The sequence below is a fragment of the Streptomyces sp. UG1 genome, assembly GCF_049974585.1.
Taxonomy (GTDB): Bacteria; Actinomycetota; Actinomycetes; order Streptomycetales; family Streptomycetaceae; genus Streptomyces.
Genome location: NZ_JBNGGG010000036.1, coordinates 88316 through 107899, shown reverse-complemented (window position 1 = coordinate 107899; position 19584 = coordinate 88316). Strand labels below are relative to the sequence as shown.

The following is a 19584-nucleotide window of genomic DNA, read 5'->3' as shown; positions in this document are numbered from 1 at the left end:
CAGGGTGCAGGGATGAATGGCGCTTTACGGTCAGGTAGTTGGTTCACTTTGCATCATGTTTGATGCGATTTTTTACTGGCCAGACATGGAATGTCTGTCAGGGTCTCATGGCTGATTACGCCTGTGTGGCGGCGAGGAAGCGCCGAACACGGCGACGCCGGTGCGGGCGCGCGGACAGGGGGATCATCTTCACGGCGTCGCTGTGTACGGGGCTACGCCGGCCGTCGCCGCGATCGCCTTCCCGCACATGCATCCCAGTATCATCAACATCACCCTCGGCATGCGGACCCCGGAACAGGTCGTACGAACGTGGAACTCCATGATCAGCACGTCCCCGACGGTCTCTGGGGCGATCTTCGCGCCCGGGGACTCATCAGGTCGGACGTGCCGGCGGGGCACGGTGGGGGGAGGGATGCGCGGTGTCTCTGACGGACAAAGCCATCGAGCGGATCCGTGAGCTGATCCGGACCGGTGCCCTGCCCCCGGGCTCGAAGCTGCCGCCGGAGCCGGACCTGGCCGCCCAACTGGGCCTGTCCCGCAACCTCGCCCGCGAGGCCGTCAAGGCTCTGGCCGTCGCGCGGGTCCTGGAGGTCCGGCGAGGCGACGGCACCTATGTGACCAGCCTGCAGCCGAGCCTGCTCCTGGAGGGGCTGGGCGGTGCGGTGGAGCTGCTGCAGGGCGACTCGGTGGCGCTGCAGGACCTCATGGAGGTACGGCGGCTTCTCGAACCGATGGCCACGGCGCTTGCCGCCACGCGGATTTCTGATGAGCATCTGGCCGAGGTGAAGCGGCACCTGGACGCCATGCGCGAGGCCCGCGACGACGTCGAACAGCTCAACGCCCACGACGCCGCCTTCCACCGCGCCGTCGTCTCGGCCACCGGCAATGAAACCCTCCTCACCCTCCTCGAAGGGATCTCCGGCCGCACCCTGCGCGCCCGCATCTGGCGCGGTCTGGTCGACGACAAGGCCGCGGGCCGCACCCTCGCCGAGCACGAGGCGATCTTCAACGCCCTGTCCACCCGTGACGCCACACTCAGTCAAGCCGCCGCGCTGCTGCATGTGAGCAACACTGAGCAGTGGCTGAGGGAGCATCTGCGGTCGGAGTGACGGGCGCACTCGGCGTACTTCCCTCAGCCGGATGGTCGATGCAGGCCCGCGGCCCGCCTTCTCAGGTCCCAGTGCACCTCTGCTGCCGGAGGTATTGACGCCTCCTGCTGCCCACGCTTAACGTCTGCCCGACCCTACGAACGCCATTCGATTTATCGGACAACTCCACGCGCTCGAATCGACAACCGTGCCATCACCGGCACCGTGCGCGGTCGCCGCGTGCCTGCTCTTCACAGGCCAGGCCTTGACCACACCGGACCGGACCGGGCCGTCACTGCTGACCCGGGCTATCTGATGACGCACTTCACCGGGAGGGGCCGACCGGTCAGCAGATCTACTTCTCGCACAGCACCGACGGCCTGAACTGGAGTGACCTCAACGGCGGCGGGATGACCCTGCGCTCCACGGTCGGCACGCGCGGGGTGCGCGACCCCGCACTGGTCCGCTCCCCGGGCGGTGACAAGTACTGGATCATCGCGAGCGACCTGTGCATCGGCTGCGGGCAGAACTGGGAGGGCTCCATCATCTACTAGGCCCGCACCAGCGACTTCCGCATCATCTCCACCCCGCAGATCTACATCGAGCGTCCCGGCACCCAGGAACTCATCGACACCCTGATCGTCGAAATGCCGGCCGGCATCGGCAACTACCGCTACGTACGGGCCTCCGGCGACGGCCAGATCACCCTCGAAGGCAGCAACTCGATCCTCGGGACATGGACCAACCTCGGCAACCTCTCCGGCATCGACCTGACCGGTGCCCAGGTCGAGGGTCCGATGTGGATGAAGTTCCGCGACCGCAACGAGTGACAAGCTCCCGGCATCGGGAAGCTACAACATGGGCGTCAACAAGAAGCGCCACGGTTCGATCCTGCCCCTGACGGCGGCCGAGGGGAGCGCCAAGTTCCGGCTGCGGCCCGGCCCGGCCTGGCCGGCTCCGGCACCGTCTCCTTCGAGTCGGTGAACTACCCCGGCTACTTCCTACGCCACTCCAACTACGACTTCCAGCTCGCCCGCAACGGCGGCACCCCCCGGTTCGCCGCGGACGCCACGTTCCGGCAGGTCGCCGGGCTCGCCGACTCAAGCTGGTCGTCGTTCCAGTCGTACAACTACCCGGACCGCTATATCCGGCACTACGCGTACCAGCTCCGCCCCGACCCGATCACCACCACGACAGGACGCGGCGACGCCACCTTCCGCATGAACGAACCGAGCCGACGCCGGCGGGCACCCGGAAAAGGTGCCCGCGGGCATCGCTTGCGGTCAAGGCCTTAATCGCTCAACGTACCGGTCGACAGCGGTCGGCACGCGCCGACGAGTGAGGGGTCGGGTTCCTCACTTCCTTCCGCGACCGGGCGTCGTATCAGATGAGGACCCGAGCGCAAGTGCGTCATATGAACAAAAGGGGAAGCGGTGGAGGCGACCATTTCACCGGTGCGGCAAGGCACCATACCTCCGGTTGTTGCGGCGCGGTGGGCGCTGTGGACCTTTGTCACCGTCAACTTGGTGATCGTCGAGGCCTTGTTCCTCACCGCCGGGACCGGCAAGAACGGGGTGCTCACGGTCGCCAAGTTCTTCGGCCTGCACACCGCCGTGCTGATGCTGTTCCAACTGCTGCTCGTGGCCCGGCTGCCGTGGCTCGACCGCCGTATCGGCATGGACCGGCTCACGGTGTGGCACCGGTGGGTCGGCTTCACCCTGCTGTGGACCCTCCTCACCCACGCCGTGCTGGTGGTGCTGGGCTACGCGAGGCTCGATGACGCGCCGATGACGAAGACCTTCTTCGCGTTGGCCGGAGTGCCGGCTTCCCTGCTCGGGATGCTGGCCGCGGCGATCGTCGTGGTGGTCGCCGCGGTCTCCGCCCGACAGGTGAGGCAGCGGCTGCGGTACGAGACGTGGCACGGCGTGCACCTGCTGCTGTACCTGGCGCTGGGGCTGGCGTTCGTCCATCAGTTGCAGGAGACCACGACCTTCAGCTCCTCCGCGCCCGCGAAAATCTACTGGTGGGCCCTGTGGCTGTTCGCGTTCGGTGCCCTGGTCACGGGCCGGATCGTCATGCCTGTGTGGCGCAACGCCTATCATCGGTTCCAGGTCGCGGAGGTGGTGGTGGAGTCGGACGACGTGGTGTCGGTGCGCGTGACCGGCCGCCACCTCGACAGGCTGCCGGCCCGGGCCGGCCAGTTCTGCATCTGGCGGTTCCCCGGGCACAACCACTGGTGGCCGGCCAATCCGTTCTCGCTGTCGGCGGCTCCTGACGGCCGCACGTTGCGCCTGACCGCCAAGGCGGTCGGCAGCACCAGCGGCGGCCTGCGGCACGTCCCGGTCGGGAGCCGCGCTTTCGTGGAGGGGCCGTACGGGGCGTTCACCTCGTTGCATCGAACGCGGCCCGGCGCACTGCTGATCGCCGGAGGGGTGGGGATCACGCCGGTTCGCGCCCTGTTGGAGGAGGAAGCGGGCGGCGACGTGGTCGTGCTCTACCGGGTGCGCAGCGAGCACGACGCCGTGCTGGTCGACGAGGTACGAGACCTGGTCGCCGACCGCGGTGGGCGGCTGCACCTGCTCACCGGCCGTACGGGGGAGGGGAACGCGCCGTTCGAGCCGGACAGTCTCCGTGACCTGGTTCCCGACATAGCCGAACGCGACGTGTACGTCTGCGGCCCGCCCGCGATGACCTCGGCCGTGCTCAGCGCCCTGCGCGGGCTGAAGGTTCCCCAGCGGCAAGTGCACGCCGAGAGGTTCGGCCTGGCCTGAGCCCCGCCTGAGCCCATGACCGATCCGAGTGACATTCGACAGGGAGAGGACGATGAGCGTTCTTGACGGGATCCTCGCGGGAGTTCGCGAGGACCTGGAGGAGCGTAAGCGCGCGACGCCGTTGGCGGAGCTGCGCTCCCGAGCGGCGGACGTGGCGCCCGCGCTCGACCCGCTGCCCGCGTTCCGGGCGCCGGGGGTGTCCATCATCGCCGAGGTGAAGCGAAGGAGCCCCAGCAAGGGCGCGCTGGCGGACATCCCCGACCCCGCGTCCCTCGCGGCCCAGTACGCGGCCGGTGGTGCCGCTGCGATCAGTGTGCTGACCGAGAGCAGGCGTTTCGGCGGCTCTCTCGCCGATCTGGACGCCGTACGCGCCCGGGTCGGCGTGCCCGTCCTGCGCAAGGACTTCATCGTCGACCCTTATCAGCTCTGGGAGGCCCGTGTGCACGGCGCCGATCTTGCGCTGCTCATGGTCGTTTCGTTGGACGACGGTCAGCTCGCCGACCTGATGGGGCTGTGCAAGGAGTTGGGCCTCACGCCGCTGGTGGAGGCGCACACGGCCGACGAAGTGCGGCGCGCCGCCGCCGCGGGAGCCGAGCTGCTCGGCATCAACGCGCGGGATCTGACGACCCTGGACGTGGATCGCACGGTGTTCGCCGACCTCGTGACGGCCATCCCGGAGGGCACGGTCAGCGTCGCGGAATCAGGAGTGACGGGCCCGAAGGACGTGGCGGAGTACCGCGGTTGGGGAGCCGACGTGGTGCTGGTCGGCGAGGCACTGGTCCGCTCGGGGGACCCGAGCACGGCCGTGCGCGAGTTCATCGAGGCGGCCGGGGCGTAACGGCGTACGGCTCGGTCGGCGGCACAGTGGAAACGCCGACCGAGCCGCCGGACTGATGCTGCTCCGGCTCCGGCTGCAGTGGAAGCCTGGGCCGTATTCAGTGGGTTCGGTGGGGAGGGGGCGGCCACGGAGCACGTTCGGCTTCCCGACCCCTCCCTCTTTCTCGAACTGCCGGCTCACCGAGCGGTCCTGTTGCCCGGGACGCTCACACGGAGTCGACGTCGGTGGTGGCGAGCCTGGCGTAGACCTCGGGCCGGCTGCGACGGATCCGCACGGCGAGTGCCGTGCCGGTCGCGAAGACGACCGGAGTGAGCGCGACCAGCGTCCAGTTGACGGCCGGTGTGGCACCGGTGAAGAGATTGAGGCGGGTGCAGACCAGTGCCGTGATCACGGCCAGGAGGAGCGCGGCGGCCACCGGCGCGACGAGCGTGCGCAGGCGTCCCGCCCCGTGGGCGCCGGGGTTGCGGCGGAAGAAGACGGCCACGGCGCAGGCCGCGAGCGTCTGCAGCGCGAGGATGCCGACCACGCCGGGGGTGTTCACCCACAGCAGGAACTGGTTGTACGGGTGCACGCCGATCGCGGCGAACACGGCGGTGACGACGGCCGCCAGCGCGGTCTGCGCGATGCCGGAGACCCAGGGCGAGCCGTGCCGGGGATGGATACGGCCCAGGCTGGCGGGGGCGGCACCCTCGGCGGACAGCGCGTAGCCGTAGCGGGTGATGGCGTTGTGGAAGGCGAGCAGCGAGGCCAGCAGGCTGCTGACGATCAGCACGCGCTGCAGGTCGGTGGCCCAGCCGCCCACGTAGCGGGTCATGGCGGTGAAGAACATCTCGGCGGGGTTCTGTGCCGCGGTCCCGACGGCCTTGTCGTCGCCGAAGGCCTGGACGATGACCCAGACGACGAACGTGTAGAAGAGGCCGAGGAAGCCGACGGCCAGGTAGGTGGCGCGAGGGACGGTGCGGTCGGGATCGCGGGCCTCCTCGCGGTACAGGACGGTGGACTCGAAGCCGATGAAGGCGGCGATGGCGAGGCCCAACGGCGCGCTCATCTGCGAGGTGAAGACGTTGGAGGGGGCGAAGGAGGCCAGGCTCAGCCCGTTCGCACCACCCTTGAGAAGGATCGCGCCCGCCAGCAGCACCAGGATGGCGGTCTCCGCGATCAGCAAAGCGGCCAGGACTTTGGCGCCCACGTGGATCGACCGGAAGCCGAGGAACCACACCACGGCGATCCCCGCGAAGGCGTGGACCGGCCAGGGCAGGTCGACGCCCAGGAGGTCGTTCACGGTGCCGGCGGCGAAGAAGCCGAAGGCCCCGTAGGTGCCGATCTGCAGGGCGTTGTAGGAGAACACCGCCAGCAGCGCGGCCCCCAGTCCGGCAGGGCGGCCCAGGCCCCGCGAGACGTACGAGTAGAAGGCGCCCGCGTTGCGGATGTGCGGCGTCATGGCGGTGAAACCGACGGCGAACAGGCACAGTACGACGCCGACCGTCAGATAGGCGACCGGGGCGCCGATGCCGCCGAAGAGGATCGCGAGCGGGGCGATGCCCGCCATGACGGTGAGCGGGGCGGCGGCCGCCACGACGAAGAACACGATGTCGCCGACGCCGAGCGTGGCGCGCTGCAGACGGCCGACCGGGTCCGCCCCGGTGGCCGAGGGGGGTCGTTGGGGAGCGATGGGGGTCTGCGGTTCGGTCATGGAGGTCTCCGCGTGGTGCGTGAGGTCGGCGGGGGAGGGGACGGTGACTGTCCCTGGCACGCGGGCCCGGCCGTGACGACGCCGAGAGGCTATCGGGCCGCGGTCGGCACGGTGACGGGGGTGCCGGAGCCGTGCGTGCGCCGGCCGGCGAGCCAGGTGCCCAGGACGGGCAGGTGCGCGAGGTCGCGGGGAGCGGTCTCGACCGGGTCGGCGGCGAGATGCACCAGATCGGCCCACATTCCGGGGCGCAGTACGCCCCACCTCTCCTCCTCGAACGCCTGGTAGGCGCATCCGGCGGAGTAGGCGGCCAGGGCGGTCGCGGTGTCGATCCGCTCCTGGGGAAGCCAGCCGCCCTCGGGGATGCCGTCGGGCGTCTGGCGGGTCACGGCGGTGGCGATGCCCCGCAGTGGTTCGTGGTCGGTGACCGGCCAGTCGCTGCCGAACGCGAGGCGAGCGCCGGAGCCGAGCAGGGCGGCGATCTGGTACTGCCGCGCGCCACGCTCCGGGCCGATCTTCGGCAGGATGAGGTCGGTCATCAGCCGGTCGGGCTGGGCCCACAGCGGCTGGAGATTGGCGATCACCCCGAGTTCGGCGAAGCGGGGCAGGTCGGCGGGGTCGATGAGCTGTGCGTGGGCGATGACCGGGCGGCGGTCGCGGGGGCCGTTGGCGCGGGCCGCGGCCTCGATCGCGTCGAGAGCGGCCCGGACGCCGCCGTCGCCGAGCGCGTGGATGTGGGGCTGGAAGCCGAGGGCGTCGATCGCGGTGACGGCCTGGGCCAGTTCCGCCGGAGCCCAGTTGGCGATGCCGTGGGAGTGCGCGCAGTCGGTGTACGGCTCCACGAGGGCGGCCGTCCCGGATTCGATGACCCCGTCGGCGAAGAACTTCACGGTGTGCGCGGTGAGCAGCCCCGGGGCGGCACCCTCCACACGTTCACGCTCGGCGGTGAGCCGGGGAAGCTGCTCGCGCCAGTGCTCCGGCCCCAGGAAGAAGCCCAGGTCGGCACGGACCGGCAGCCCCGGGCCGCTGGTCGCCGCGGTGATCCAGACGTCGGCGTGGTGCGGCTCCACCCAGGCGTCCTGCACCCAGGTCACGCCGGAGGCGGCGAATCGGACGGCGGTCTCGCGCAGCGCGTCCACCTGCACTTCGTGTGACGGCTGGGGGACGAGGTCGAATACGGGCAGTACGGCACCGAACTCGCGCAGGGTGCCCAGGGGTTCGGTGGAGCCCTCCCGGCGCACGATCTCTCCGCCGTCGGGGTCGGGGGTGGCGGCGGTGAACCCGGCCCGGCGCAGCGCCTCGCTGTTCACCCACGCGGTGTGGTGGTCCATCGTGCGTAGCACCACGGGCCGGTCGGGGACGGCCGCGTCCAGCCGGCGGGCGTCGAACCTGCCGCCGGGGGCGAGCCAGGCGTCGAAGCCGTCGCCCGTGATCCACTCGGCCTCGGGGTGCTCCTCGGCCCAGCGCCCTACGGCGTCCACGATCCCCTCCACCGAGGTGCACTCGCGCACGGGGACTCCGAGCAGGCCCAGGCCACCCATCACGGGGTGCACGTGCCCGTCGCCGAACGCGGGCAGCAGGGCGCCTCCTTGCAGGTCGACCACGACGGTGCCCCTGCCGCGGGCGGCGAGCGCCTGAGCCCCGAGCGCGCTGATCCTGCCGCCCGTGACGGCGAGGGCGTCGCGCACCGGGCTTTCGGCGGCCCCGGTCCTGACGGTCCCTCCGGTGAACACGATGTCGGCCTGCATGCCGGCGGCACCCCTCCCGTCGTACGACAACCGAACTGCCGAACTGAAACTGATTCGGTTTCGGTAATGTAGGCGGGACCCGAACGGCCGGGAAGAGTTTTACTGAAAGTCATTCGGTAAAGTTCGGGTGACAGCCGAGGGCAGCCGTGCCGCCGCCCGCCGGGGGAGACATACGAAGAGGAGCCCACGTGCCAAGGCCACGCACCCCTCTGCTGGACCGCCGGCGCATCGGCGCGGCGGCACTGAGAATCGTCGATGAGCAGGGCGCCCTCACCATTCCCGCACTGGCCCGGGAACTCGGGGTCGCTCCCTCCGCGCTCTACCACCATGTGTCCGGCCGCGAGGAGATCATCTCGCTCATGCGGGAAGAGCTGGCCCTGGAGACCGGACCTGACGACTGGGACACGTCACAGCCCTGGGAGCAGGCCCTGGAAGCCTGGGCCCGCTCCTACCGCGCGGCTTTCGCCACCCACCCAGGGGCGGTGCCGCTGCTCGCTACGGCCCCGCTGGCCGAACCCTTCATGCACGCGATGTACGAGAAGGTCGCCGAACTCCTGCTGACCGCAGGCTTCACCGCCGGTCAGGTCATGCCCCTGATCAACGCGCTGGAGAGCTTCGTCCTCGGCTCGGCCCTGGACCTCGTCGCGCCGCCGGTGATGGTCTCCGAGGTGACCCGCGAGGCCGCCCCCCATCTCAGCGCCGTACTCGACGACACCCCCACCGACCACCGCCGGGCCGAGCTCGCGTTCGACATCGGTCTGCGAGCCCTGCTCACCGGCTTCGGGGCGCTCCTTCCCCGTTGACCGCCTCGTACGGCCCCACCCCCCATCCCACACCCATCACCCGAGGAGCCCCGCATGACCGCCGCCCTCCATATCCTGACCACCGGCTACGCCGACGAGCGGGTGGCCGGCACCGTCACCCTGCTCGTCGACGGCGAGACGGTCGCAGTGGTCGATCCCGGCATGGTCGCGGACCGCCGGCTCATCCTGGACCCGCTCGCGCACCACGGCCTGAACCCCGAAGACGTCACCGACGTGGTCTTCAGCCACCACCACCCGGACCACACGCTGAACGCGGCCCTCTTCCCCGAGGCCCGCTTCCACGACCACATGGCGATCTACCGGAACGACATCTGGGAGGACCGCGATGCCGACGGATACCGGCTGTCGCCCTCGATCACGCTCATGACGACCCCCGGCCACACCGCCGAGGACGTCAGCACCCTGGTCACGGCCGACGAGGGCCTGGTGGTCCTGACCCATCTGTGGTGGACCGCCGAGGGACCGGCCGACGACCCCTTCGCACCCGACCGCGAGCAACTGCGGGCGGCCAGGCAGAAGGTCCTGGCCCTCGGCCCGGCGCTGATCGTCCCGGGACACGGAGCACCGTTCGCACCGTCGGAGTCGACGCCCGTCTAGCCTGCCGCATACCTTCGTCGCCCAGCCATGGACCATCGGCCGACACCGGCCCTTCCGCCCCCCTCCCACACTGGTATCCACCCGGAGGGACAAGGGGGAGGAGAGCGCGCATGAGAATCAGCCGGGCGCGTTTCCTGGCCATGGCTTCGGCGGTGGCCGCCACGCTGGTCCACACGGCGCGCGGTGCGAGGGAAGAACGGCACATCGTGACCGAGCGAAGTAGTGGGTGTCCGGTCTCCGCGGCGTGGTATGTGCTGGTTTGCCGTCATCCAACTGGACAGTGAGCCGTACGCCAAGGAGACGGGCATCGCCATCGCCACGCTCGTCAGACAGGCCGAACTGACCGGCACGAGCAGGCCACTTGCCCGTCGACCACCCTCTCCGCGGCCTGCTGCCGGAGGCGTTCGGACCCGGCGGCTGCCCGTTGTCGACCTGTATGAGGCCCGCGACGACGAGCAGGGCCTCCCGGCGACCATCCTCTACGCCTCGCCGACCACGCCGCCCCGACCCGCGTCGGGCGGGAGGAAGAGCCGCTGGCCTGCGGTGGGCACCTCCAGTGCACCCGCGCACTGGGTCCGACCGGGCGCCCGGATCCACGTCGAGAACACACCGACTCGCTTCGGCCTGACGAAAGGCGAGGTACCGGACCTTGGTGGTCCGGTGGTTCACGCACGGGACGGCCGGTGATCAGGCGCGAAGTGCGCGTCGCAGTCGACGTCCCAGCATCTCGATGACCAGGCTGACCAGCAATGACGCCAGCAGGGCGGCGGTGACCACGGGGAAGTCGAAGGCCGCGAGGCGCTCGCTGAGCAGTCGGCCCAGACCGGCGGCGCCGACGACGCCCACGATGGCTGTGTCGCGTACGCAGATCTCGAACCGGTAGAGCGTGTAGGTGACCAGGTGGTTCGCGGACGGCGGTGCCACGGACACCAGGGCCGAGACCACGCGGGGTACACCGGCGTTGCGCAGGGACTCCCGGGGCGCGAGGTCCATCGTCTCCCACGCTTCGGCGACCAGCCGGCCGAGGATGCCGCCGGTGTAGAGCCCCAGTGCCAGGGCCCCGGGCAGGACACCGGGGAACAGGCCCAGCAGCGCGACGACGGCCCACACCGTCGGGGGGATCGACCGCAGCACCAGGAGCAGCAGCCGGGCGATCCCCCACCCGGCCCGTCGACCCCAGCCCGCCGGGCCGCGCCGGTCGGCGCGCGGGCGGCCGGCCCAGGGGCCCACGACCAGGGTGATCAGGACTGCCACCACCATGGCGAGGAGGGCCATGGTCACCGTGTCGAGGGTGGCGCCGGTCAGCACGCGCAGGCCGCCCTCCGGGAGCGCCGGAGGCCACAGGTCGGACAGCAGCCGACCGGCGCGCTCCTGCGTGCGGGCCGAGACCAGGCCGGCCGGTGAGAGGCCGACCCACCACCAGGCGGCCACCATCGCCGGTACCACCAGGCCGAGGGACCAGCGGGTCGAGCGGGACAGGCCGCGCGGCGACCGGCCCCCGCCGCCCCCGGACCGCTCACGCCCGACCGACCAGTCGGCGCACGTCACCACCGCGACATCGGAGCGGACCCGGCTGCTCCACAGCTCGACCAGCCCCGCGAGCGCCAGCAGCGCCGCGACCAGCGTCCAGACCTCGCCCCAGTTGCGCGACTGCAGACTCACCGTCAGCTCGAACCCCAGGCCCCCGACACCGGCCACCCCGAGCACGACGGCGGACCGCAGGGCGCACTCGAACCGGTAGAAGGAGTACGACAGCAGCAGCGGTGCCGTGCCGGGAAGGAGGGCGTACACCAGGGCGGAGCAGCGTTTGGCGCCGGCGGCACGGAGCGAGCGCAGCGGCGCGTCGGACACGGCGTCGAACGTCTCCCCGAAGACCTGGGCGCTCTGCGCGCCGAAGGGCAGGGCGAGCGCCAGGACGGCGACGAGCGGATCGAGGCCGAGCACACTGACGAAGAACAGCGCCCACACCAGCTCGTGCACGGAGCGCACGGCCACCAGCGCGCCGCGCAGCACGAGCCGCCCGGCCCGTACGGGCCACGGCAGCGCGCCGCTCCACGCCACGTCGCTGAGGACCAGCCCGCCGGCCAGGCCGAACACCAGCGCCCCCGCCGTGCCGAGCAGCGCCAGGGCCAGCGTCGTCGCCGTCGCCTCCAGGACCACGCCGAGGAAGCCCGGGTCCAGGGAGGGACGCAGCACGGTCGCCGCGAGATCGTCGAGCAGGGCCAGGCCGCCCCGATTGACCAGCTCGCCGTCCGAAGGGACGGCACGGTCGGCCGCCCAGGCCAGCAGCCCGGCCAGCGTCACCAGTGCCGCGAGCCTGCGCAGCAGGATCCGCCGCCCGCTCACGGGCTTGCGCGCCGGCGCGGAAACGGCCGGCGGGGACGGTGGGGTCGGCTGGGACGGCGGGGCGTCGAGATGGAGTGTCATACGAGCTCGTAGAGGTCGTGCAGGGCCTCGTCGGTCGCCTCGGCGGCCGGGACGTCGAGGACGATCCGGCCCTGGCGCAGGCCCACCACGCGGGTGCAGTGCTCGCGGGCGAGGGCCGGCTGGTGCAGGCTGACCACGACCGTGCGTACGGTCGGCAAGGCGCCGAACAGGCTGAGAACCCGCGCGGCGCGCACCGGGTCGAGACCGGAGACGGGCTCGTCGGCCACCACCAACTCGGGCTCCTGCACCAGGAGCCGGGCGATCGCCACCCGCTGTCGCTCGCCGCCGGACAGCCGCTCGGTGCGTTCGAACAGCGCCCAGCCCAGGTCGACCCGGTCGAGCGCGGCGCGGACCACGTCGAGCGAGCGCGGCCAGAGAAGCGAGGTCAGCGCGCGGGTGGTGCTCCACCGGCCGAGCCGGCCCGCGTTGACGTTGTGCACCACCCGGACCTGCTCGATCAGGGCGAGGTCCTGGCTCACCGAGCCGATGCGCCGCTGCAGCAGCCGCCGTTGGCCGGCCGTCAGACGTGCGGGGTCCTCACCGAAGACCTCCACGGTGCCCGTGGTCGGCTCCAACGACCCGTTGAGCAGAGCCAGGAGCGTGCTCTTGCCGGCGCCACTGGTGCCGAGCACCGCCACCCGTTCCCCGGCGTGGACGGTGAGGTCCAGCTCGCCCAGGGCCTCGTGCCCGCCGAACCGGCACCCCGCGCCCCGGAGCCGGATCACCGGGGGAGCGGCGCTCACCGCAGCAGACCCAGGTCGCGGGCCACGTCCTCGATCCGGTCGTAGGCGGAATTCTTCGTCCGTACGAAGGACTTGGCGCCGAAGAGCTTCAGCAGCTTCGCATCCTCGGCGTTGCGGTCGTCGAGACCCAAAAGCAGCTCCAGCACCTTCTCCTCGGTGCCGTCGCCGAAGGTCTTGTCGAGATCCGGACGGGCCAGCCAGTGATAGTCGGCGTAGCCGGGAGTGCGCCACAACACGACCACCTTGCTCAGGTCGGCCTCGCCCGCCTCGACGGCGGCGTCCCAGACCTGCTTGTTGACGGCCCCGGCCTCGAAGCTGCCGCCCGCGACGAGCTCGATGGTGGCGTCGTGGGAGCCCGAGAAGCCCGGCTTCCCCCGCAGCTCGCCCTGTTCGAGACCGGCCTGCCGCATGAAGTACTGCGGCATGAGCCGGCCGGAGGTGGAGGTCTCGCTGCCGTAGGTGAAGGTGTGCCCGGCGAGTCCGCGCAACCCGTCCACCTTCTCGAACGGCTTCAGGCCCGAGCCGGTGTGGGCGATGAAGAGGCTGTGGAAGTCGGCGTCGATGTCCCGCTGCGCGATGGCCGTGGCACCCGGCACGCGTGCGCGTGCCTGGACGCCGGTCAGCCCGCCCATCCAGGCCAGGTGGATGTCGCCGATCTCGAACGCCCGCACCACGGCGGTGTAGTCGGTGACGGGGCGGTAGGCCACCTTCAGGCCGGTCGCGTCGGCGAAGCGCTCGGCCACGGAGGGGTAGAGCCGGTTCAGCAACTCGGGATCCTGGTCCGGAATGGCGGAGATCCCGAGCTGCCGCGTCTCCGACGCCGCCCCCGTGCCGCAGGCGCTGAGCAGGAGCGTCGCTCCGGTGCCGAGGAGCAGCGTACGTCGGGTCATCGGTCTCACCGGCCCGACACCTCCTTCTTCTTCGTGTGGACGGCATTGCGGTTCGAGGCGACGGCGGCGGCGACCAGGGCGACGGACAGCAGGAGGGCCGCCGAGGTCGCCGTACCGCCCAGGAGCGGGTCGCTGAAGCCGATCTGGGCGTGCAGGGTCAGCGCGGCACCGGCGGCGACGGCCGCCGCCGCCCGGCCGAGGAGGGCGCTCCCGCCGCGGGCGGCGAACAGCAGCAGGACACCGGCCAGCACCAGCACCAGGCTGCCGACGAGGTTGTAGCGGCCGAAGCTGATCATCAGGTCCCCGGCCTTCACGTCGTGGCCGCTGGCGGCAAGCGCGTCGTCTCCCGCCGAGCCCGCTACGGCGAGGGCGCCGATGACCACCACGATCGCGCCCCAGACCTGGCCGAGCCCGCGGGCGGAGCCCAGCCCGGCCCGCAGCGCGTCGACGGCGAACGCCCGCCCGGCCGAGGAGAACAGGATCGCCACATGGGCACCGATCATCAGCCAGTAGGCCCACGGCCATTCGTGCGGGGCCTCGGCGACCGAGAGCCCGATCGACAGCGACATGCCCACACCGAGAGCCGCCGCCAACCGCACCCAGGCACCGGTCAGCAGCAGCACCGCCAGGGCGCTCTCGGCGAGCAGCACTCCCCAGCCGAAGACCTCGATGTTCGGGAGGACGGCCTTCTCCACCGCCCAGCTGTACGGCGGGAACACCGGATGGCTCACGGCGAAGGCCGTCCACTTGTAGAGCCCCCCGTCGGCGTCCCCGAAGTCCGGGGGCACCTTCCACGACACGTTGTGCAGCCACATCAGGCCCAGCAGCACCCGGAGGAAGGCAGCCCCGCCCGCCTGTCCGCGGGGGACGGAGTCGGCGGCGGGGGCGAAGAGCCAGCGCAGGGGCGCGGTCCTGGACGTCGCGGTCCCGGTCGTACGTGCTTGCATACGGTTGCTCCCTCAGGCGCAGCGGAAGACCTCGCGCCCGGACCGGGCGGCGGCGTCCTGGACGGCGAGTGTGTCCCGTACGACCCCGAAGACCTCGGCCAGCGGCAGCGGGGCGTCGGCGATCCGCAGATGCGGGTCGGTGACCGCCACCGGGTGCCACCAGGCGCCGTCCGCGGTGAGCGTCGGCTCCGGCTCCAGGGTGTCGAGGGAGACGTGCACCCCGTGGTCGGCGAAGCCCTCATGGGCGACCGGCCGGATGATCCGGTCCGGTACGGCGATCCCGGCGTCGTCGAGGCGCCGGTGCAGCGCGTCCACACCCTTCGGGTCCTCGTCGTAGAGCGTGGCGGCGACCCGCACCCGGAACCCGAGCGAACGCGCCAGCGTGATCCCGTCGAGCGCCCGCGACCACGATCCCGGACCTCGCTGCCGGTCGTGCAGTTCGGGCGTGGCCGAGTCGAGGCTGATCTGGAGTACCACGTCGCGGTCCAGCTTCTCCAGGGTCTCCCGGCGGGTGCCCCTGGAGAAGATCATCCCGTTGGTCAGTACGGTGCGCTCCAGACCGGCCGCCGCCGCGATGAGGGCACCGAGCTGCGGGTGCATGAACGGCTCGCCGCCGGTGAAGAACACCTCCGCGCCGCCCTGGGCCGTGAACTCCTCGAACACCGCGGCGGCCACCGCCGGGTCGAACCGCCGGGCCGCGGCCCTGGGCGAGGACTCGGCGCAGCAGTATCCGCAGGCGAGGTTGCAGTCGAAGTTGGTGTAGAGCCACAGCCGCCGGCCCACCGGAGTCCGCTCGCCCCGGGTGAAAACCGTGACGGCCTCGACGGGCGGGCCGGCCTCGTCCACCTTGCCCGCCTTCCCCGCCTTGCTCACGGCGAACCACCAAGGACCCTCGGCCGACTCGGCGACCTCGCGGATGACGTCGTGCCCGACCAGGTCGGCCCAGGCCGGCAGATCGGTGACGACGCTCGCCTCCGCGCTGCGCACACCGAGCAGTTGCCCGGGTTCCAGCCGCCTCATCGCCCGCGTGATCAGCAGCAGCAGACCACTGCCACAGTCCATGTCGCCGCCGTCGACCAGCGCCTGGACCTCGCCGAGCGGAGTCGGCGCCGGATCGGGATGTGTCCGTTCGACCATGGCGATCACGGTAGCCACGGCCGGGCGCGGCAAGGAGGGGATCGCTCCTTACGGAACCATGACGGCACCTGCCCCCCACGGCCGAGCCCGACCCACCGGCGCTACCGTCACAGCCATGACGGACCACGGCACCCCGCGCCCCGACGACGCAGCGGCCCGGACGGAGTTCTGGGAAGGCGTCCACCACAGCAAGGACATCGACGGGGTCTCCTGGTGGCAGTCGGTCCCGGAACTCTCCCTGGGCCTGGTCGACAAGGCCGGGCTCGACCTCGACGAGCCCGTCATCGACGTGGGCGCCGGCTGGTCGACGCTCGTGGACCACCTCGTCGAACGCGGCTACCGCGACCTGTCGGCGGTCGACCTGTCGGTCACCGCCCTGCAGACCGTCCGCGACCGGCTCGGTCCGGCGGGCGCGGACGTCGTCCTCACGGTGGCCGACGTCCTCGATCTGCGCATGGGCCGCCAGTACGCGCTGTGGCACGACCGGGCCGTCTACCACTTCCTCACGGAGCCGGACGAACGCGCCGACTACCTCGCCTCGCTGGAGCGCTCGCTGCGACCGGGCGGCCGGCTCGTCGTGGCGACGTTCGGCCCGGACGGCCCGACCACGTGCAGCGGCCTGCCGATCGTCCGCTACACCCACGCCGAACTCGCCGCCCAGTTCCCCGGCTACCAACTCCTCGACACCGCCGGCGAGGACCACCTCACCCCCTGGGGCACCTCCCAGCAGTTCACCGCGGTCCTGATGCGACGCCTGTGAGCCGCGGCCGGGAGTTGCTCCGGCGGTGGGAATCCGCCTCCGAACCACCGTCGCCGCCGCCCTGCTCGCGGGACCAACCACCGGAACCTTTGCTGATCAGGGACAGGCGGCGGCTACTCGGGCGTCACCGCTGGACTGCTCGAAGTAGGCGGCGCTCTCCGCGTCCGCCGGGTAGTACGACTCGATCGCGACCTCGTCCAGCGTGATGTCCATCGGCGTACCGAACGTGGTGATGGTCGAGAACAGCCGCAGCTCTCGTCCGTCGAAGCGAAGGACCATCGGGATCACGACATCGGATTCGACCGGTCGGCTCGATGCGTCCTCGGAATCGGGCTCCAGCAGTTCCTCGTAGAGCGCGATGAGTTCAGCGTCGGGAGCAACGGCGAGCTGACGCCTGATGCGGGAGCGGAACACCGCACGCACGTCGGCCAGATTGACGACCAGCGGGGCGAACCCTCGCGGATCCAGTCCCAGCCGTACCAGGTTGATCGGCGGCCGTAGCAGATCGGGATCGACGTCCGCGAAGAACGGCTCGACCGCGCGGTTGGTCATCACGATGTTCCACCGGCGGTCGAAGGCCACCGCCGGGTACGGTTCATGCGCGCGGAGCACCCTCTCGACCGCGTCCCGGGCCGCCGACAGGGCGTCGTCATCGAGCGGCCGCTCGGCGTACCGGGGTGCGAAGCCGGCCGCGAGCAGCAGTCGGTTGCGATCACGCAACGGCACATCGAGCTGATCCGCGAGCCGGAGGACCATGTCAGCGCTCGGGTTGGACTTGTCGAGTTGGCTGAGTCGTCGGCGATGCCGCCACTGCCGCAAGAGTTCCCCGACCGTATGCACGACCATCGAGAGTACTCGTCGTGGGGCCGTGCGCCATGAAATCCGATGTCATCGACAGCCGTTGCGAGCCGAACTGATGGAGACGGGCAGCGTCGACGCGCTCGAACCGCTGTTGAGCGATGACTTCGTCCATCACAGGCCGGACTCGACCTCCTCGACCAAGACGGAGTGGCTTGCCGCCAGGCGGCACTCGTCCCGCTCGCCGATGCCGGGCGTCAGGTCGCGGTCGTCGATATCTGGCGGATCGACGAGGGGCTGGTCGCCGAGTGCTGGGAGACCATCGAGCCCGTGGCCCAGGCTGCCGCCAATCTGGTGTGGTGGGAACATGCTGAGCGCTGAGGGGTGGAACGGCGCGGGGCCGAAGGCTCCGTGGCCGGCGCCTTCGAGGATCACCGTGCGTGACCGGAGCGTCGGAGAACCGGGCGCAGGGCCTCGATGACACCGGGGTCGTCCACCGTGGAGGGGATGGGTTCATCGTGCCCGTCGGCGATGCCGCGCATCGTCTTGCGGAGGATCTTCCCCGAGCGGGTCTTGGGCAGGGCGGCGACGACCGCGACGTCCTTGAGGGAGGTGACGGCTCCGATCCGTTCACGCACGAGCTGGACGAGTTCGGCCTCGACCTCACCCGGTGCGCGGTCGGTGCCGGCCTTCAGGACGACGAAGCCGCGCGGTACCTGTCCCTTCAGGGCGTCGGCGACGCCGATGACGGCGCACTCGGCGACGTCGGGGTGGGCGGCCAGGGCTTCCTCCATGCTGCCGGTGGACAGCCGGTGTCCGGCGACGTTGATGACGTCGTCGGTGCGGCCCATGACGAAGACGTAGCCGTCGTCGTCGATGTGACCGCTGTCGCCGGTGAGGTAGTAGCCGGCATAGGTGGAGAGGTAGGAGGTGACGTAGCGGTCGTCGTCGTTCCAGAGCGTGGGGAGCGCGCCGGGCGGCAGGGGGAGGCGTACGACGATCGCGCCGTCGACCCCCGCGGGCGCCGGTTCACCCGAAGGGTCGAGGACGCGGACGTCCCACCCCGGCAGCGGGCGGGTGGGGGACCCGGGCTTGAGGGGAGCCGCCTCGATGCCCATCGGGTTGGCGACGATGGGCCAGCCGGTCTCGGTCTGCCACCAGTGGTCGATCACCGGGATGCCCAGAAGATCGCTCGCCCAGTGGTAGGTCTCGGGGTCCAGGCGCTCGCCTGCGAGGAAGAGGTGGCGCAGACCGGTCAGGTCGTATCCCGCGGTGAGCGTTCCCTTCGGGTCCTCCTTGCGGATGGCCCGGAACGCGGTGGGCGCCGTGAACATGGTCTTGACCCGGTACTCGGCGGCGACGCGCCAGAACTGGCCCGCGTCCGGGGTGCCGACCGGCTTGCCCTCGTACAGGACCGTCGTGGCACCGACCAGCAGCGGCGCGTAGACGATGTACGAGTGCCCGACGACCCAGCCGACGTCCGAGCCGGTGAACATCGTCTCGCCCGGGCCCACGTCGTAGACGGCGCCCATCGACCAGTGGAGGGCGACCGCGTAGCCGCCGCAGTCACGCACGACTCCCTTGGGCTTTCCGGTCGTTCCGGACGTGTAGAGGATGTAGAGGGGATCGGTGGCCGGGACGGGAACGCAGTCGGCCGGCGGTGCGTCGGCGACCAGGTCGGCCCAGTCGAGATCGTCAGGCCCCAACTCGGCCGGCTCCTGCGGGCGTTGCAGGATCACACGCTTCTCCGGCTTGTGGGCCGCGAGTTCGATCGCCTCGTCGAGCAGGGGCTTGTACGCGATGACCCGTTTGCCCTCGATGCCGCAGGAGGCGGAGACGACCACCTTGGGGGCCGCGTCATCGATGCGCAGGGCGAGTTCGCGTGCGGCGAAGCCGCCGAAGACGACCGAGTGGACCGCGCCGATACGTGCGCAGGCCAGCATCGCGACGACGGCCTCGGGGACCATCGGCATGTAGATGACCACACGATCGCCCTGGCCTACGCCGAGCCCCGCGAGTGCTCCGGCGAAAGCCGCCACCTCGTTCCTCAGGTGCGCGTAGGTGTAGGTGCGCCGGATGCCGGTCACGGGTGAGTCATGGATGAGCGCGGGCTGTTCGCCGCGGCCGGCCTCGACGTGCCGGTCGACCGCGTTGAAACAGACGTTGAGCTGCCCGTCGGGAAACCAGCGGTAAAAGGGGGCGCGCGAGGAGTCCAAGGCCCGTTGTGGAGTGACGTCCCAGTCGATGCCCTCCGCCGCCCGCAACCAGAAGTCCTCCGGGTTTTCGGTACTGGCACGGAAGAGATCCTCGTACGTTCCCATCGCGC

19 protein-coding genes are annotated in these 19584 nt (G+C 71.0%); 9 read left to right on the top strand and 10 right to left on the bottom strand.

The window, feature by feature from the left end; all coding sequences use genetic code 11:
- Window positions 1-419: 419 nt before the first annotated feature.
- From ACP4J3_RS34905 to trpC, 6 genes are all read left to right on the top strand, one after another.
- Window positions 420-1109 (top strand): FadR/GntR family transcriptional regulator, encoded by a 690-nt coding sequence (locus tag ACP4J3_RS34905; RefSeq protein ID WP_426540314.1) that lies wholly within the window; start codon window positions 420-422, stop codon window positions 1107-1109.
- Between the two features lie 389 nt (window positions 1110-1498).
- Window positions 1499-1642, top strand: a complete 144-nt coding sequence (locus ACP4J3_RS34900) for a hypothetical protein (protein WP_426540313.1) — start codon at window positions 1499-1501, stop codon at window positions 1640-1642.
- 93 nt (window positions 1643-1735) lie between these two features.
- The gene (locus ACP4J3_RS34895; protein WP_426540312.1) at window positions 1736-1918 is read left to right on the top strand and encodes a hypothetical protein; all 183 of its coding nucleotides are present in this window, start codon (window positions 1736-1738) and stop codon (window positions 1916-1918) included.
- Between the two features lie 150 nt (window positions 1919-2068).
- Window positions 2069-2383: an AbfB domain-containing protein gene (locus ACP4J3_RS34890; protein ID WP_426540311.1), complete on the top strand. Its 315-nt coding sequence runs from the start codon at window positions 2069-2071 to the stop codon at window positions 2381-2383.
- A gap of 138 nt (window positions 2384-2521) precedes the next feature.
- The gene (locus ACP4J3_RS34885) at window positions 2522-3859 is read left to right on the top strand and encodes a ferredoxin reductase family protein (RefSeq protein ID WP_426540310.1); all 1338 of its coding nucleotides are present in this window, start codon (window positions 2522-2524) and stop codon (window positions 3857-3859) included.
- Window positions 3860-3911: 52 nt separating this feature from the next.
- Window positions 3912-4697: an indole-3-glycerol phosphate synthase TrpC gene (gene trpC, locus ACP4J3_RS34880; protein WP_426540309.1), complete on the top strand. Its 786-nt coding sequence runs from the start codon at window positions 3912-3914 to the stop codon at window positions 4695-4697.
- A 205-nt stretch (window positions 4698-4902) separates the two neighbouring features.
- Here the strand turns inward: trpC and ACP4J3_RS34875 are convergent, their stop codons facing one another.
- Window positions 4903-6390, bottom strand: coding sequence for an APC family permease (locus ACP4J3_RS34875; RefSeq protein ID WP_426540308.1), 1488 nt, complete (start codon window positions 6388-6390; stop codon window positions 4903-4905).
- Window positions 6391-6479: 89 nt separating this feature from the next.
- Window positions 6480-8135, bottom strand: coding sequence for an amidohydrolase (locus tag ACP4J3_RS34870; RefSeq protein ID WP_426540307.1), 1656 nt, complete (start codon window positions 8133-8135; stop codon window positions 6480-6482).
- Window positions 8136-8323: 188 nt separating this feature from the next.
- Between ACP4J3_RS34870 and ACP4J3_RS34865 the strand changes: the two genes are divergently transcribed.
- Window positions 8324-8938, top strand: a complete 615-nt coding sequence (locus ACP4J3_RS34865) for a TetR/AcrR family transcriptional regulator (RefSeq protein WP_426540306.1) — start codon at window positions 8324-8326, stop codon at window positions 8936-8938.
- Window positions 8939-8992: 54 nt separating this feature from the next.
- Window positions 8993-9556, top strand: coding sequence for an MBL fold metallo-hydrolase (locus ACP4J3_RS34860; protein ID WP_426540305.1), 564 nt, complete (start codon window positions 8993-8995; stop codon window positions 9554-9556).
- A 687-nt stretch (window positions 9557-10243) separates the two neighbouring features.
- Here ACP4J3_RS34860 and ACP4J3_RS34855 read toward each other — a convergent pair.
- The 5 genes from ACP4J3_RS34855 to ACP4J3_RS34835 are packed head-to-tail and all read right to left on the bottom strand — an operon-like array spanning window position 10244 to window position 15700.
- Complete coding sequence (locus ACP4J3_RS34855) at window positions 10244-11983, bottom strand: PhnE/PtxC family ABC transporter permease (protein WP_426540304.1); 1740 nt, start codon at window positions 11981-11983, stop codon at window positions 10244-10246.
- The gene (locus ACP4J3_RS34850; RefSeq protein ID WP_426540303.1) at window positions 11980-12726 is read right to left on the bottom strand and encodes a phosphonate ABC transporter ATP-binding protein; all 747 of its coding nucleotides are present in this window, start codon (window positions 12724-12726) and stop codon (window positions 11980-11982) included. The genes ACP4J3_RS34855 and ACP4J3_RS34850 overlap by 4 nt, the downstream gene beginning before the upstream one ends.
- Entirely contained in the window at window positions 12723-13616 is an 894-nt protein-coding gene (locus tag ACP4J3_RS34845) for a putative selenate ABC transporter substrate-binding protein (protein ID WP_426540302.1), read from the bottom strand. The genes ACP4J3_RS34850 and ACP4J3_RS34845 overlap by 4 nt, the downstream gene beginning before the upstream one ends.
- Before the next feature lie 5 nt (window positions 13617-13621).
- Window positions 13622-14563: an Rv1678 family membrane protein gene (locus tag ACP4J3_RS34840; protein WP_426540301.1), complete on the bottom strand. Its 942-nt coding sequence runs from the start codon at window positions 14561-14563 to the stop codon at window positions 13622-13624.
- A 12-nt stretch (window positions 14564-14575) separates the two neighbouring features.
- Window positions 14576-15700 (bottom strand): radical SAM protein, encoded by a 1125-nt coding sequence (locus tag ACP4J3_RS34835; RefSeq protein WP_426540300.1) that lies wholly within the window; start codon window positions 15698-15700, stop codon window positions 14576-14578.
- Window positions 15701-15815: 115 nt separating this feature from the next.
- Here ACP4J3_RS34835 and ACP4J3_RS34830 point away from each other — a divergent pair, with 115 nt between their 5' ends.
- Entirely contained in the window at window positions 15816-16460 is a 645-nt protein-coding gene (locus ACP4J3_RS34830; protein ID WP_426540299.1) for a class I SAM-dependent methyltransferase, read from the top strand.
- A 96-nt stretch (window positions 16461-16556) separates the two neighbouring features.
- On the opposite strand, the gene ACP4J3_RS34825 is transcribed toward ACP4J3_RS34830, so the two are convergent.
- From ACP4J3_RS34825 to ACP4J3_RS34815, 3 genes are all read right to left on the bottom strand, one after another.
- On the bottom strand, window positions 16557-17300 hold the full coding sequence (locus tag ACP4J3_RS34825) for an XRE family transcriptional regulator (RefSeq protein WP_426540298.1): 744 nt from the start codon (window positions 17298-17300) through the stop codon (window positions 16557-16559).
- A 132-nt stretch (window positions 17301-17432) separates the two neighbouring features.
- Window positions 17433-17693, bottom strand: a complete 261-nt coding sequence (locus ACP4J3_RS34820) for a hypothetical protein (RefSeq protein ID WP_426540297.1) — start codon at window positions 17691-17693, stop codon at window positions 17433-17435.
- On the bottom strand, window positions 17690-19579 hold the full coding sequence (locus ACP4J3_RS34815) for an AMP-binding protein (protein ID WP_426540296.1): 1890 nt from the start codon (window positions 19577-19579) through the stop codon (window positions 17690-17692). Before ACP4J3_RS34815 ends, ACP4J3_RS34820 begins: the two co-directional genes overlap by 4 nt.
- Between the last annotated feature and the right edge of the window lie 5 nt (window positions 19580-19584).

Coding starts and splice junctions, on each gene's coding strand:
- ACP4J3_RS34870 (WP_426540307.1), bottom strand. CDS start 8,135: ATGCAGGCCGACATCGTGTTCACCGGAGGGACCGTCAGGACCGGGGCC.
- ACP4J3_RS34875 (WP_426540308.1), bottom strand. CDS start 6,390: ATGACCGAACCGCAGACCCCCATCGCTCCCCAACGACCCCCCTCGGCC.
- ACP4J3_RS34900 (WP_426540313.1), top strand. CDS start 1,499: ATGACCCTGCGCTCCACGGTCGGCACGCGCGGGGTGCGCGACCCCGCA.
- ACP4J3_RS34895 (WP_426540312.1), top strand. CDS start 1,736: ATGCCGGCCGGCATCGGCAACTACCGCTACGTACGGGCCTCCGGCGAC.
- ACP4J3_RS34815 (WP_426540296.1), bottom strand. CDS start 19,579: ATGGGAACGTACGAGGATCTCTTCCGTGCCAGTACCGAAAACCCGGAG.
- ACP4J3_RS34830 (WP_426540299.1), top strand. CDS start 15,816: ATGACGGACCACGGCACCCCGCGCCCCGACGACGCAGCGGCCCGGACG.
- ACP4J3_RS34840 (WP_426540301.1), bottom strand. CDS start 14,563: ATGCAAGCACGTACGACCGGGACCGCGACGTCCAGGACCGCGCCCCTG.
- ACP4J3_RS34855 (WP_426540304.1), bottom strand. CDS start 11,983: ATGACACTCCATCTCGACGCCCCGCCGTCCCAGCCGACCCCACCGTCC.
- ACP4J3_RS34845 (WP_426540302.1), bottom strand. CDS start 13,616: ATGACCCGACGTACGCTGCTCCTCGGCACCGGAGCGACGCTCCTGCTC.
- ACP4J3_RS34835 (WP_426540300.1), bottom strand. CDS start 15,700: ATGGTCGAACGGACACATCCCGATCCGGCGCCGACTCCGCTCGGCGAG.
- trpC (WP_426540309.1), top strand. CDS start 3,912: ATGAGCGTTCTTGACGGGATCCTCGCGGGAGTTCGCGAGGACCTGGAG.
- ACP4J3_RS34860 (WP_426540305.1), top strand. CDS start 8,993: ATGACCGCCGCCCTCCATATCCTGACCACCGGCTACGCCGACGAGCGG.